The 12,494-nt window shown below is 71.0% G+C and carries 11 protein-coding genes and 1 pseudogene; 6 read left to right on the forward strand and 6 right to left on the reverse strand.

Annotation, left to right across the window (positions count from 1 at the left end):
* Nucleotides 1–59: 59 nt before the first annotated feature.
* Nucleotides 60–1,637, forward strand: a pseudogene (locus Q8A52_RS11970) (DUF4982 domain-containing protein); the annotation flags it as partial.
* 58 nt (nucleotides 1,638–1,695) lie between these two features.
* Here the strand turns inward: Q8A52_RS11970 and Q8A52_RS11975 are convergent.
* Nucleotides 1,696–2,076, reverse strand: coding sequence for a DUF2267 domain-containing protein (locus Q8A52_RS11975; protein WP_316750894.1), 381 nt, complete (start codon nucleotides 2,074–2,076; stop codon nucleotides 1,696–1,698).
* Between the two features lie 217 nt (nucleotides 2,077–2,293).
* Between Q8A52_RS11975 and Q8A52_RS11980 the strand changes: the two genes are divergently transcribed.
* Nucleotides 2,294–4,537, forward strand: a complete 2,244-nt coding sequence (locus Q8A52_RS11980) for a glycoside hydrolase family 9 protein (protein ID WP_316750896.1) — start codon at nucleotides 2,294–2,296, stop codon at nucleotides 4,535–4,537.
* A 14-nt stretch (nucleotides 4,538–4,551) separates the two neighbouring features.
* On the opposite strand, the gene Q8A52_RS11985 is transcribed toward Q8A52_RS11980, so the two are convergent.
* Both Q8A52_RS11985 and Q8A52_RS11990 read right to left on the reverse strand, forming a co-directional pair.
* Nucleotides 4,552–5,274 (reverse strand): 2OG-Fe(II) oxygenase, encoded by a 723-nt coding sequence (locus tag Q8A52_RS11985; protein ID WP_316750898.1) that lies wholly within the window; start codon nucleotides 5,272–5,274, stop codon nucleotides 4,552–4,554.
* 14 nt (nucleotides 5,275–5,288) lie between these two features.
* Nucleotides 5,289–5,792: a methylated-DNA--[protein]-cysteine S-methyltransferase gene (locus Q8A52_RS11990; protein WP_316750900.1), complete on the reverse strand. Its 504-nt coding sequence runs from the start codon at nucleotides 5,790–5,792 to the stop codon at nucleotides 5,289–5,291.
* Nucleotides 5,793–5,956: 164 nt separating this feature from the next.
* Here Q8A52_RS11990 and Q8A52_RS11995 point away from each other — a divergent pair, with 164 nt between their 5' ends.
* From Q8A52_RS11995 to Q8A52_RS12005, 3 genes are all read left to right on the forward strand, one after another.
* Nucleotides 5,957–6,196 (forward strand): hypothetical protein, encoded by a 240-nt coding sequence (locus Q8A52_RS11995; protein ID WP_316750902.1) that lies wholly within the window; start codon nucleotides 5,957–5,959, stop codon nucleotides 6,194–6,196.
* Between the two features lie 3 nt (nucleotides 6,197–6,199).
* Entirely contained in the window at nucleotides 6,200–6,577 is a 378-nt protein-coding gene (locus Q8A52_RS12000) for a toxin Doc (RefSeq protein WP_316750904.1), read from the forward strand.
* A gap of 472 nt (nucleotides 6,578–7,049) precedes the next feature.
* On the forward strand, nucleotides 7,050–8,696 hold the full coding sequence (locus Q8A52_RS12005) for an RICIN domain-containing protein (protein WP_316750906.1): 1,647 nt from the start codon (nucleotides 7,050–7,052) through the stop codon (nucleotides 8,694–8,696).
* A 49-nt stretch (nucleotides 8,697–8,745) separates the two neighbouring features.
* On the opposite strand, the gene Q8A52_RS12010 is transcribed toward Q8A52_RS12005, so the two are convergent.
* Both Q8A52_RS12010 and Q8A52_RS12015 read right to left on the reverse strand, forming a co-directional pair.
* Complete coding sequence (locus Q8A52_RS12010) at nucleotides 8,746–9,915, reverse strand: lactate 2-monooxygenase (protein WP_316751043.1); 1,170 nt, start codon at nucleotides 9,913–9,915, stop codon at nucleotides 8,746–8,748.
* 521 nt (nucleotides 9,916–10,436) lie between these two features.
* Nucleotides 10,437–11,000, reverse strand: coding sequence for a hypothetical protein (locus Q8A52_RS12015; RefSeq protein ID WP_316750908.1), 564 nt, complete (start codon nucleotides 10,998–11,000; stop codon nucleotides 10,437–10,439).
* A 324-nt stretch (nucleotides 11,001–11,324) separates the two neighbouring features.
* On the opposite strand from Q8A52_RS12015, the gene Q8A52_RS12020 reads away from it, so the two are divergent.
* Nucleotides 11,325–11,759: a protease inhibitor gene (locus Q8A52_RS12020; protein ID WP_316750910.1), complete on the forward strand. Its 435-nt coding sequence runs from the start codon at nucleotides 11,325–11,327 to the stop codon at nucleotides 11,757–11,759.
* A gap of 135 nt (nucleotides 11,760–11,894) precedes the next feature.
* On the opposite strand, the gene Q8A52_RS12025 is transcribed toward Q8A52_RS12020, so the two are convergent.
* On the reverse strand, nucleotides 11,895–12,302 hold the full coding sequence (locus Q8A52_RS12025) for an STAS domain-containing protein (RefSeq protein ID WP_316750912.1): 408 nt from the start codon (nucleotides 12,300–12,302) through the stop codon (nucleotides 11,895–11,897).
* Nucleotides 12,303–12,494 lie beyond the last annotated feature (192 nt).

A 12,494-nucleotide genomic window follows, 5' to 3' on the forward strand; every position in this document is an offset into this window, starting at 1 on the left:
CTTCCACGGACGGCAACCGCTCGGTGACCGGGCGGGCTGGGCAAGGGGGCTCTTTCGGCCGATGCGTCGACGCCCTGCACGCGGCCTACCCGAACCTGTTCCTCTTCGAGTCCGAGTCCTCGTCGGAGACCTCGACCCGGGGCGCCTACCAGGAGCCGCAGCACCTCAACACCGGCGAGAACCACACCCCCGGCAGGCGCGCCACGTCCTCGTACGACAACAACCTCGCCTCCTGGACCATGAGCGGCGAGTACGGGCACAAGAAGGACCGTGACCGGAAGTGGTTCGCGGGCCAGTTCCTCTGGTCGGGCATCGACTACATCGGGGAGCCGACGCCGTACAACGTCTTCCCGGTCAAGGCGTCCTTCTTCGGCGCGGTCGACACGGCCGCCTTCCCCAAGGACATGTACCACCTCTTCCGCAGCCAGTGGGTCACCGAGCCGATGGTGCATCTGGTGCCGATGAGCTGGAACCACGAGGCCGGGGACACGGTGGAGGTCTGGGCGTACGCCAATGTCGCCTCCGTGGAGCTGTTCCTCAACGGAAGGTCCCTGGGCGTCAGGGAGTTCGACACCAAGACGACCACCGACGGCCGGGCCTGTCTGGAGACAACCGAGGCCTCCGGAGACGACAAGACCTTCACCGGGGGCCCCTACCCGGGCAGTTACACCAGCCCGAACGGCAGCGCGGGCAAACTGCATCTGACCTGGCAGGTGCCCTACGAGCCCGGTGAGCTGCGGGCGGTGGCCCGGCGGGACGCCAGGACGGTCGCCACCGACGTCCTGCGCACGGCCGGTGCCCCGCACGCCGTACGGCTCACCGCCGACCGCAAGTGCCTTCCCGCCGACGGCCGTTCACTGGTCTTCGTGACCGCCGAGATCGTCGACGCCCACGGGGTGGTCGTGCCGGACGCCGAGCACCTCATCAGGTTCGACGTGAGCGGCGGCTCACTGGCCGGGCTCGACAACGGGCGTGAGGAGAGCGCGGAGCGCTATCAGGCCAGTACCCGGACAGCCTTCCACGGCAAGGCGCTTGCCATCGTGCGGTCCGGCACCGAGGCGGGCACGCTGAAGGTCGCGGCACGCGTGGAAGACCTGCGCAAGGGCACCGCGGCGGTACGCACCACGCCCGCGCGCTCCGTCGCCCGCACCCCTGCCCTCGCGTTCGGACCCGACCTCCCGACGCCGCCGAACCACCCCTGTGCGGACGCGAGTTACTCCGGACGCCTCGACACGCTTCCGGCCGCGATGCTCGACGGCGACCCGGCCACCGGCTGGTCCAACGGCTTCACCAAGTCGGCGACTGCACTGCTGCCCGCCTTCAGCGGGGACCGCCCCAGGGACTGGGTCGCGGTCGACTTCGGGCGCGTGCGCACCTTCGACCGGGCGGAGGTCTCCTTCACCGCGGACGCGACCCATTCGCTGCCCGCGTCCGTCGAGGTCGCGGTGTGGGACGGGCGTACCTACCTGGCGGTGGAGGACGCAACGGTGGACTGGGCGGCCTCCTCCGACACCCCGACGGTGATCACCTTCGGCCTGGTGCGCGGCTCCCGGATCCGGCTCACCCTGACCAGCGGCCACCCGGGCGGGACGCAGGGCGCCGTGCGCATCAGCAGGCTGGACGTGCCCGCAGGCTGAGTCCGCCGGGAACGGGTCGCCTCGCCGCCCCACCTCGGCGGCGAGGCGCCGTGGCCCGTCACTCGGCCGATGCGACCGCCTGCGAGAACTCGGTTCCGAGCTGCGACATGAGCTGAACGAACTCCCGCTCGCTGATCGCCTCGTGGAGTTCCGCCAGGACGGCGCGCATGCCCCGGTCGGTCGCCTCCTCGGTGAGCATGTTGTGCTCGGCCACCCGTCGTACGGCGTCCTGGTAGCCGAAGCTCTCGGTCCGGCCGCCGAGTCCCCTGCGCACGGACTGGGCCAGGCCCTCCGGCAGCTCCATGATCAGTTCAAGGGCCTCGCCCGAGCTCAGCCGATGGGCGAGCGTTTCGAGTGTGGCCCGGGTGAGGTCCGCGGCTTCCTGGCGTGTCAGGCCCGTGCGCTCCGACACCGCCTGTATGAATTGCTTCTCGTCCATGCCTCTGCCTCTTTTGGTTCTTTGTCTGGTTTGGTATGAATCATCCCCTTCCCTTGACCAGCCTTGCATGCAAGGGCGGTCCTCGCGCGGGAGTGACGGCGCAGTGTGTATGGCGGGAATTGATCCTGCCGCGGCCGTTGACGCCCTGTCATGACTCGAACAATATGACCGGCGTACGCATATGGGAGCGCTCCCATCGACTCTGGAGGAGCGGGACGTGAAACGACGCAGAACCGCCCTGTTCGCCGTGACGGCCCTCCTCGCGGCCGCGTTCACCGCGCTGCCCGCCCCGCAGGCCGGCGCCGACGAGGCCGAGCAGGTCAGGAACGGCACCTTCGACACCACCACCGAACCGTGGTGGACGACGAGCAATGTCACCGCGGGCCTCTCCGACGGGCGGCTGTGCGCCGACGTGCCGGGCGGCACCACCAACCGCTGGGACGCCGCCGTCGGTCAGAACGACATCACCCTGGTCAAGGGCGAGTCGTACAAGTTCGCCTTCAAGGCCTCGGGTTCGCCCGAGGGGCACGTGGTGCGGGCGATCGTGGGGCTCCAGGTGTCGCCGTACGACACCTGGTACGAGGTCAGTCCACAGCTGAGCGTCTCGGGCGACGGCTACTCCTACACCTTCACCTCGCCCGTCGACACTACCCGGGCACAGGTCGCGTTCCAGGCCGGAGGCGCCGCGGACGCCTGGCGGTTCTGCCTCGACGACGTGTCATTGCTCGGCGGGGTGCCGCCGGTCGTCTACCAGCCCGACACAGGGCCGCGGGTCAGGGTGAACCAGGTCGCCTATCTGCCCGCCGGACCGAAGAACGCCACGCTGGTCACCGGCGCCACGACGCAGCTGCCCTGGCAGCTGAAGAACGCGGGCGGCACGACGGTCGCCCAGGGCCGGACCGTACCGCGCGGCACCGACGTGTCCTCCGGGCAGAACGTCCAGTCGATCGACTTCGGCAGCTACCGCGGGCGTGGCCAGGGCTTCACGCTGGTCGCCGACGGGGAGACCAGCCGCCCCTTCGACATCGGCACCGATGCCTATGAGCAGCTGCGCCTCGACTCGCTGAAGTACTACTACACGCAGCGCAGCGGCATCGAGATCCGGGACGCGCTCCGGCCCGGCTACGGCAGGCCCGCCGGGCACGTCGGCGTGGCACCCAACCAGGGCGACACCGGCGTGCCCTGCCGGCCCGGCGTGTGCGACTACTCCCTTGATGTCACCGGCGGTTGGTACGACGCGGGCGACCACGGCAAGTACGTCGTCAACGGCGGCATCTCCACCTGGGAGCTGCTGAGCACCTACGAACGCTCCCTGTCGGCCTGCACCGGACACCCCGCGCGGCTCGGCGACGGCACACTCGCCCTCCCCGAGAGCGGCAACAAGGTGCCCGATGTCCTGGACGAGGCCCGCTGGGAGCTGGAGTTCCTGCTCAGGATGCAGGTGCCGGCCGGCCGGCCGCTGGCCGGCATGGCCCACAGCAAGATCCATGACGCGCAGTGGACCGGCCTCCCGCTGCTCCCCAGCGACGACCCGCAGAAGCGGGAACTGCACGCCCCGACCACCCAGGCCACGCTCAACCTCGCCGCCGCGGCCGCGCAGGCCGCTCGCCTCTACCGGCCCTACGACCCGGCGTTCGCGGCGAAGGCCCTCACGGCGGCCCGCAGGGCGTGGACCGCCGCGCTCGCCCACCCCGCGCTCCACCCCGACCCCAACGACGGTACGGGCGGCGGCGCGTACCCCGACGACAATGCCACCGACGAGTTCTACTGGGCGGCCGCCGAGCTCTACCTCACCACGGGGGAGAAGCAGTTCGCCGACCACATCCTCAACTCCCCGGTGCACAAGGCCGACATCTTCGGACCCCTCGGCTTCGACTGGGGCCGCACGGCCGCGGCGGGCCGTCTGGACCTGGCGACGGTGCCGAACACCCTGCCCGGCCGGGACGAGGTACGCCGGTCGGTGACCAGAGCCGCCGACAACTACCTCGCGACCCTCACGGCACAGCCCTACGGCATGCCGTACGCGCCGCCCGGCAACCTCTACGACTGGGGCTCCAACGCCCAGGTCCTCAACAACGCGCATGTCATCGCCGCCGCCTACGACCTCACGGGTGCCACCAAGTACCGCGACGGAGCGGTCCAGAGCGTGGACTACATCCTCGGCCGCAACGCCCTGAACATCTCGTACGTCACCGGCTACGGCGAGGTCCATGCCCACAACCAGCACAGCCGCTGGTACGCCCACGAACTCGACCCGAAATTCCCCGCACCCCCGAAGGGCACCCTCGCCGGAGGCGCCAACTCGAGCATCCAGGACCCCTACGCACAGAGCAAACTCCATGGCTGCACAGGCCAGTTCTGCTACATCGACGACATCCAGTCGTGGTCGACGAACGAGACGGCGGTCAACTGGAACGCGGCGCTGGCGTGGATGGCCTCGTTCGTGGCGGATCAGGGGTAGGGCCTGCCGCTCGGTCACGACGCGTCGTGGAACACCAGCCCCAGGGTCCGCCGCCGCCCGGAGCGCACGGTGCTCACGCCATGCCGCATCGCCCCGGCCGACCAGCCGCGCCTCGTGCGCACCGGGCGGTCCCGGGTGGTGAACACCAGGCCGTGGCCCTGGCGGAGCACGGTCGCGGTGCCCCTCGACTGGGCCCGCGGCCGCTGCTCGGTCATCAGGAACTCGCCGCCGGTGTAGTCGGTGCCGTACTCGTCGAGGGCCACGACCACCTGGAGTGGGAAGACCAGTTCTCCGAACACGTCGCGGTGCAGGGCGTTCCAGTCGCCCGGCCCGTAACTCAGCAGGATCTGTGCCGAGCGGTCCTGACCGGCCGCGTGGCAGCGGGCCAGCCATTCCTCCAGTGAGTCGGGCCACGGGGCGGGGCGGCCCAGGCGGGCCGCCCAGTCGCGGGCGATCGGCAGCAGATGCGGGTAGAGCGCGGCGCGCAGGGCGGCCACCGGGGCGGGCAGGTCGTGTGTGAAGTAGCGGTACTCGCCGGAGCCGAACCGGTGCCGGGCCAGGTCGACCGTCGTCCGGAACAGCTCCGGCTTCTCGTACAGGGCGGCCAGTTCGCGGCACTCGGCGGGCGCCAGCATCGGCTGGGTCGGCGCGCTGCCGTGCACGTCCAGTTCCTCGGCGAGCGCGGCCCAGTCGGTGGCGGCCGTGCGGTGGCGGGCTTGGGCAGGGGTGAGCGCCATGGCGGCTCCTTCCGTCATACGAGCGTCGGCTGGAGCGCACCCTCGTGCATGAGCAGCCGTACCTTGCGCTCGACACCGCCCGCGTACCCGCGCATCGATCCGTCCGCACCGATGACACGATGGCAGGGGCGGACCAGCAGCAGCGGATTGGCGCCCACCGCCGCGCCGAGCGCCCGGATCTCGGCACGCGGCACACCCAGGCGTTCGGCCAGTGCGCCGTACGTCGTCGTGGTGCCGTACGGGATCTCGTCCAGCGCCTGCCACACCCGCCGCCGGAACTCGGTTCCCGAGGCGGCGAGCGGCAGCTCGAACCGGGTGAGCCGGCCCGCGAAGTACGCGTCGAGCCGACGGGTCACCTCGGCGAAGGCGCCGTCGTCGCGGCGCACGCCGGGCCCGACGGCGGGGGCGTTGGGCTGCCCGGGCATGGACAGGGAGGTCAGCGTGAGGACGCCCGCCGACTCCTCGCCGGTCAGCAGCAGTTCGCCCAGCGGGCTGTCGTGGACGGTGTACACAGTCATCGGTTCTTCCTCGCTCTCGTGTGGTCCGCTGACGAGTCTGCTGCGCCGCGCGCCGTGTCACCGGCGGGAATCGGACATGACGCTCGGCCGTGGCAGGTACCGCTGGACGTGCCTCTTGACCTGGGGGTATTTACGGTTGAGTACCCGAGCGGTACCGTGTGGTCATGCCAGCCCTCAACGTGGAGTTCAGCGAGCGTGAGCTAGAGGACCTGCGCCAGATCGCCAAGGAGCGCGGTACGTCGATGAAGGCACTCGTACGCGAGGCGGCCGCGGCCGACATCGCCCGGCATCGTGCCCTGCAGGAGGGCGCGGACGCCTTCCGCCGCTTCTTCGCCGCGCACGCCGACGAGTTCGCGGCCGCGTTCCCCGACGATGAACCGCCCACCAAGGGCGAGGCCGCCTGACCGATGCCGCCCGTCATCCATATAGACGTGCCCTGGCTGCTCCAGCGCCACGAGGAAGTGCTGCCGGACCAGCCCACCGTCAACGACTTCTCCGCGCTGGTCGCCGCCGTAGCCCGGCACCGAGTCGACCCGCCCCGCCTCGGCGTGGACTCCGACCCGGCCTGGCGGGCCGCCGCGCTGCTGCACACCCTCGCCCTGCTCAAGCCGCTCCCGGCGGCCAACGCACGGTTCGCGTGCGCGACCGCCGTCGCCTACATGTTCGTCAGCGGCGTCGGGATCGACCCGCCCTACGGTGCCCTCGTGGACCTCGCCCGGGATCTGATCTCCGGCAAGACGGATGTGTACGGCGCGGCCGACCGGCTCCGCTCCTGGCAGATCTGACCTTCGCCCGGGGCCGGGGCGCGCGAGGGGGAAGCCGCCCCGCCCCGGGGCCGCCGGCCGAGGGCGGGAGGAACGGGGCCGGCGGCCGGTTTCGCGCGGGAGAGCCGCCGTCCTGCGCGGGGCCTCCGAGAAGGGCCGCCTCCCAGTGCACTACCCGGCCGTGCGCGCCGGGAGCGTGCGCGACGGGCCGCCATGTGCGCGTGCTTCACACGGGGCGCATGAAATGTCGAAAGCGGGTGCGAATGACGTACGTCCACGCGCTTTCTGACTTTCTTTCAAACCTGTCGATGTGGGGCGGGCGCCTTGTTGGCCGTGAGGATGGTGTGCAAGGGTGAAACTCCCGTGCGGGGGTTAAAGTGCCGGGGTTCATTCCGCGGCCGAGAAACCCGGTCCGACGAGAGGCCGCCGAATTCCCGCTCTCCGCACGCACACCTAAAAGGTACGCACCATACGCAACAAAGGAACCCGCTCAGTGCCCACCCCCCACCCCCCGCGTCCTCCCTATCCGCCGCCCGGCGGGGTGACGGAGGAATCCGACGAGGCTCTCGCCGCCCCGCTGCGAGCCGGCTCGGACGAAGTGGCCTCCCGGTCCGTCGCGCTGCTGATGGCCCGGCACTGGCAGCCGGCACACGAGTACGCTGCCATCTGCCTCGCCACCTCGGGCCCCCTCGCCCACATGGTCACCGCCACCGCCTTCCACCACATCCTCGACCGGCTGGTGCTGGGCGAGTCCGCCGAGGCGATCAGGCCACGGCTGCTGGTCGCCGTCCGGGACACGGTCGCCAACTGGTCCGCGGAGGACCGAATATCCGAGGTTCTGCCGGACCTGGGGAAACCCGCCGGGGGCCGCGGTATGCGCACCGTGAAGTCCATGCCACCCGAAAACCGCAAACTCGCCGAGCGGTCATTTGTCGGCCTTCCGGCGCTCGCCCGGTGTCTGCTCTGGCACACCGAGGTCGAGGCGGAGTCGATAAATGTCCCCGCCGGTCTGCTGGGCATGGACGTCGACACCGCGACCGCCGCACTCGCACAGGCGCGCGAGAAATTCCGTGAGGGCTGTGTACGAGCCCACCGGGAACTCGCACCGAGCAAGGAATGCCGTTTCTACAACCGCCTTCTCGACGTGCCGATCCGGCGTGGCGGCGCGCTGCTGCCGGACGTCCAGCAGCATCTGGGGGAGTGTCCCTACTGCCGCCACGCGGCAGAGCAACTGAGCCATGTCGAGGCCGGCATGGGAACGCTCCTCGCGGAAGCGGTACTCGGCTGGGGAGCCCGCCGCTACCTCGACTCGCGCCCGGGCCGTGCGAGTGCGGCAGGGACCCGTACGCGCAGTGCGACCCGCCGGAGCGGCGGACCCCGGCACGGGGGGACGCGGAACCGGCTGCTGGCGCGGATCCCCGCACCCGCGCGCCGTGGTCCGGGGGACACCTGGTCGTCCAGGACTCTGCTCACCGGCGTCGGCATCGCCGGGGCCGGACTGCTCGCGACCGTCCTCGCCGTCAGTGTCTGGCCGGACGGCGGCGACGGCACCGACCCGGTCGCCTCCACCGGTGTCTCGGGCGCCCGCGGCACGGTGCCCGGCGCCGACACCCAGTCCCCGCCCGCCGGTTCCGCCACGGGTCTGCCCACCGCGACCCGGCAGACGCGGCTGCGCAACGCCGCGGCCGGCCTGTGCCTCGACATCGACGGCAGGCCGAAGGAGGGGGCGGGCGCGGTACTGGCTGCGTGTTCCTCCGCGTGGACCCAGCAGTGGACGTACGAGACGGACGGGCAACTGCGCAGTGTGGCCGACCCCGATCTGTGCCTGGACTCGCACGCGGACGCGGGCGTGGTCATCCTCGGCACCTGCGCGGACAAGAAGTCCGCGCGGGGCGACGACGTGCGCTACGACCTCACCGTCCAGGGCGAGTTGCTGCCCCGCTGGGACGAGACCCTCGCCCTGGCATCCGCCGGTGACAGACCGGGGGCCGACATCGTCGTCAAGGTCCGCGACGGCTCCAACGGCCAGCACTGGCTGACCGACCCGTCGTCGGCGAGCCCCGGTTCGCTGTCGATCGCCGGAACCGGCGGGCCGTCGGCACAGCCGGCACAGCTGTCGGACCAGGTCTCGAACGGTTAGCACGGCCGGACGGGCCCCGGGGCGAAGACGCCGGGGCCCGCCCAGCCGGTCACACGGGGTCCTCGACGAGGTCGGCGGTGCCGATCGTCGCCGGGGTGGCGTGGCCGGACAGGGCCAGGGTGAGGTCGAACTCCGCGAGCAGACACCGGATCACGTGCTCGACGCCCGCCTGGCCCTCGAGGCCCAGCCCGTAGACGTACGGCCGCCCCAGCAGGACCGCGCGTGCGCCGAGGGCGAGCGCCTTGAAGACGTCGTCGCCGGTGCGGACCCCGCTGTCGAACAGCACGGTCAGCCGGTCGCCGACCGCCTCCACGACCCGGGGCAGCGCATCGGCCGCCGCGACCGAACCGGCCACCTGCCGGCCCCCGTGGTTGGACACCACCACCCCGTCCACCCCGGCGTCGGCGGCCAGCCGGGCGTCGTCCGGGTGCAGGACGCCCTTGAGGACGATCGGCCCGTCCCAGTGCTCACGCAGGAACGCCAGGTCGGGCCAGGTGTGGCTCGCGTCGCCGAACAGACCGAGGAAGTGCAGCACGGCCGCGTTGGGATCCTCGTGCACCGGCTTGGCCAGCCCCGCCTGAAAGGCCGGGTCGGAGAAGTAGTTGGCGGTCCCCACCCCGTGCAGGAACGGCAGATAGGCCTGGTCGAGGTCGCGGGGCCGCCAGGCCAGGATGGGCGTGTCCAGCGTGACGACCAGCACGGTGAACCCGGCGGACCTCGCCCGGCCGAGGAAACTCCGGGTCACCTCGCGGTCTTTGCCCCAGTACAGCTGGAACCACCGCTCGGCGTCCCCCATCGCCTCCGCCACCTGCTCCATCGGCGTGCTGGAGGCGCACGACAGGATGTACGGCACGCCCTGTGCAGCGGCTGCTCGCGCGGCGGCGGTCTCCGCCTCCGGATGCATGATCGACAGCACGCCGACGGGCGCGAGGGCCAGCGGCGCGGGCAGTGCGCGGCCCAGTACCTCGACGGTGAGGTCCCGCTCGTGCACATCGCGCAGCATGCGCGGGACGATCCGCCGCCGGTCCAGGGCGGCCCGGTTGGCGTGCGCCGTACTGCCGTTGCCCGCGCCGCCCGCCACATAGCCGACCGGGCCGGGTCCCAGCCGGTGTTCGGCCAGCTCCTCCAGCCGGGTCAGATCGGTGGGGAGCCGCGGCACGGCTCCCGACATCCCGTTCAGATAGATCTCGTACTGGAAGTCCGCCCAGTGCTTCGCCATCTGCACGTGCCGCCTCTCCTCGTCGAGCATGCGTCGCGCCGACGATACTCGCGGGTAGCCGCAGTTCGTCCAGCGGGGATTCCGTCAGCCGACCGGGCGACCACCCGCCTCCACCATGGCCCGGGCCGCCTCGGGAATCGGCCAGGACCGGTCCAGCGGCAGCTCGTCGAGACGCGCCAGGCATCGTCCACGTGGTACGGCACGCCGACGCGGGCGCCCGACTGCGAACCCAGGTGCAGATGCAGCACGTTGACATGATCGGCCGGGGCCGGTGATCTCGGCGGACCCCACCAGGCGGTCATCCCGCGCCAGTTCCAGCCGTGCGCGAACGCGGAAGCCGTATACACGCACGGCGAGGACGAGTCGGGCGAACCGTGCGTATGCGACGAAGAACGACAGTGTGCCGTGCTCCAGGGGCCGGACGGTCGTTCCGCGTGCCCGGACGTGCGGGGAACGGATGCCGTCCTCCAGGGGCTCCGCCGACGCCAAAGCAAGCGGCGGCATCCGTTCCGGAGGTTGTTTTATCCATCTTCTCCGTCTTCGGTGGATGAATCGGCCACCCCCTCGACATCCGGTCCCTGGGCCCGTACCCGCTGGACGTGCTCGAGGGACGCGCTCAATTCGCCGAGCCAGTCGTCGGTGTGACGCTGGACCAGACGCACGCACCAGGCGAGCGCGTCGCTGCGGCTGCGGGCGACACCTCCGGCGATCAGTGTGTCGAGGACCTGGCGCTCGGGCTGCCGCAGCCGGGTCATCACGGGGGCGGCCACGTGGGTGTACAGGCCTCGTTGGCCCTCGCACTCCACGCCCCACGAGACCTTCCTGCGGAAACGGTGCTCGGCCTCGCGGGCCACCAGGATCCGGGCCTCCCGGGTGCGCTCCCGGAACTCCTCGATCCGGCCCTGGACGGCCGCCTCCCGCTCGGCGTCCGAGACGCCGTCGGAGAGCCGGGGGCCGGGGATGCGGCCGATCACGGTGATCTCCTCGCGGTCGGCGGTCACCTCGACCAGTTCCTCGAAGAGATCGTCGGGCAGACGGCCGGCGAACCAGCCTCGTATCTTCTCTCGCTGCTCCGCGGTAATCATGTAATCACGATTACTCCGGTCGAAGATGAACACAAGGGGTCGCGGAGAAGTCTGCCGAGAGCTGAAGCGGAATGTTTCAGGCCTATTAACGATGGGGTGGAAATCGGCCACCTGGCCGCTTCGAGCGATCAAGAGGCGCCCAGTTTCGGGGTTGTAACGTTCGAATTCCGTAACTTCACGCCACTGATTCAACACGCAAGGTTACTGAAACATGTGGGTGGGATGTGTGTTTCGGCGACGGACTCGGCAGAGTGTGGCCCGCCGCTCCGGCACCCACCGGTCCGAGGGCGGCACCCTGTCGATTCAAGCGGAAGGATGCACACAATGCGGAACACCGCGCGCTGGGCAGCGACCCTCGGCCTCTCGGCCGCCGCCATCTGCGGACCCCTGACCGCGGCCTCCGTCGCTTCCCCGGGCAGCGCCCCGGCTTCGCTCTACGCCCCCTCGGCCCTGGTGCTCACCATCGGCCACGGCGACAACGTGGCCACCGTGACCCCGGAGCGTGCCGTCACTCTGACCTGCGCCCCCAAGGCCTCCGGAACTCATCCGGCCGCGGCCCTTGCCTGCGCCGAACTACGTGGCGTCGGCGGCGATTTCGATGCCTTGTCGGGCCGGGACGATGTGCCATGTACCAGGGAGTACAACCCGGTGCTGGTCACGGCCCAGGGTGTCTGGCAGGGCAAGCGCGTCTCCTATACGCGCACCTTTGGCAACGAGTGCGTGAAGAACGCCAACGGCTCGAGCGTCTTCGCGTTCTAGGACCGGGATCGCCCGGTTCCCGGACATGCCGGAACAGGCCCGCAAAATGGGGAGTGCGAGCCCCTGTCGCGGGGACCGGCGATCTCGCACCGGGGGTCGGACGGGCGGAGTGGGGCCGCCCGCCGACCCCCGGCATCACGGCCGCTCCTCGGGAATCCGGGGGAGCGGCCGAAACCGTTCCAGCAGCCCCGCCCCGCGCAACAGCCGCTCCAGGCCGATCCCGACGCCCACCAGGCGCAGCCGGCCGCCGCGCTGTCGGGCCCTCGTCTCGGCCCGGCACAGCACCCGCAGACCGGAGCAGTCGAAGAAGTCCACGGATCGCAGGTCGACCAGCACATCGGGCTGGGGCCCGGCGGTCGCGGCGTCCAGATGTTCGCCGAGGAGACCCGCCGTCGCGATGTCGATCTCTCCGTACGCCTCGATCACGACGACCGGCCCCAGAGTCCTGGTGCGGGCACAGGGGTTGGGTGCGGGTGGCTGCGCAAGGGGGCACTCGGCGCCGGCAAGCCGGCGGGTGCCTCGGTCGTCGGCTTCCGGTGTCATGACTGTCTCACCTCGCCCCGGGCATGGGGCCGGGTAGCTACCCCGACGGGGACACGGCCATCCCTGCGACACGGCCCGCAAGATCGACTGCACTCGAAAGAGTGAATCTCCCGTCGCTGTCCTTGACTTCGCTCGTACGACGATGGGCCGCCGTCTCCCTGTGGACGGCGGCCCATCGGCCGTGCGGCTCCG

This window comes from Streptomyces herbicida (assembly GCF_032656585.1).
Lineage (GTDB): Bacteria > Actinomycetota > Actinomycetes > Streptomycetales > Streptomycetaceae > Streptomyces > Streptomyces herbicida.

Coding starts and splice junctions, on each gene's coding strand:
- Q8A52_RS11975 (WP_316750894.1), bottom strand. CDS start 2,076: ATGGACGAGAAGCAATTCATACAGGCGGTGTCGGAGCGCACGGGCCTG.
- Q8A52_RS11985 (WP_316750898.1), bottom strand. CDS start 5,274: ATGGCGCTCACCCCTGCCCAAGCCCGCCACCGCACGGCCGCCACCGAC.
- Q8A52_RS11990 (WP_316750900.1), bottom strand. CDS start 5,792: ATGACTGTGTACACCGTCCACGACAGCCCGCTGGGCGAACTGCTGCTG.
- Q8A52_RS11995 (WP_316750902.1), top strand. CDS start 5,957: ATGCCAGCCCTCAACGTGGAGTTCAGCGAGCGTGAGCTAGAGGACCTG.
- Q8A52_RS12000 (WP_316750904.1), top strand. CDS start 6,200: ATGCCGCCCGTCATCCATATAGACGTGCCCTGGCTGCTCCAGCGCCAC.
- Q8A52_RS12010 (WP_316751043.1), bottom strand. CDS start 9,915: ATGGCGAAGCACTGGGCGGACTTCCAGTACGAGATCTATCTGAACGGG.
- Q8A52_RS12015 (WP_316750908.1), bottom strand. CDS start 11,000: ATGATTACCGCGGAGCAGCGAGAGAAGATACGAGGCTGGTTCGCCGGC.
- Q8A52_RS12020 (WP_316750910.1), top strand. CDS start 11,325: ATGCGGAACACCGCGCGCTGGGCAGCGACCCTCGGCCTCTCGGCCGCC.
- Q8A52_RS12025 (WP_316750912.1), bottom strand. CDS start 12,302: ATGACACCGGAAGCCGACGACCGAGGCACCCGCCGGCTTGCCGGCGCC.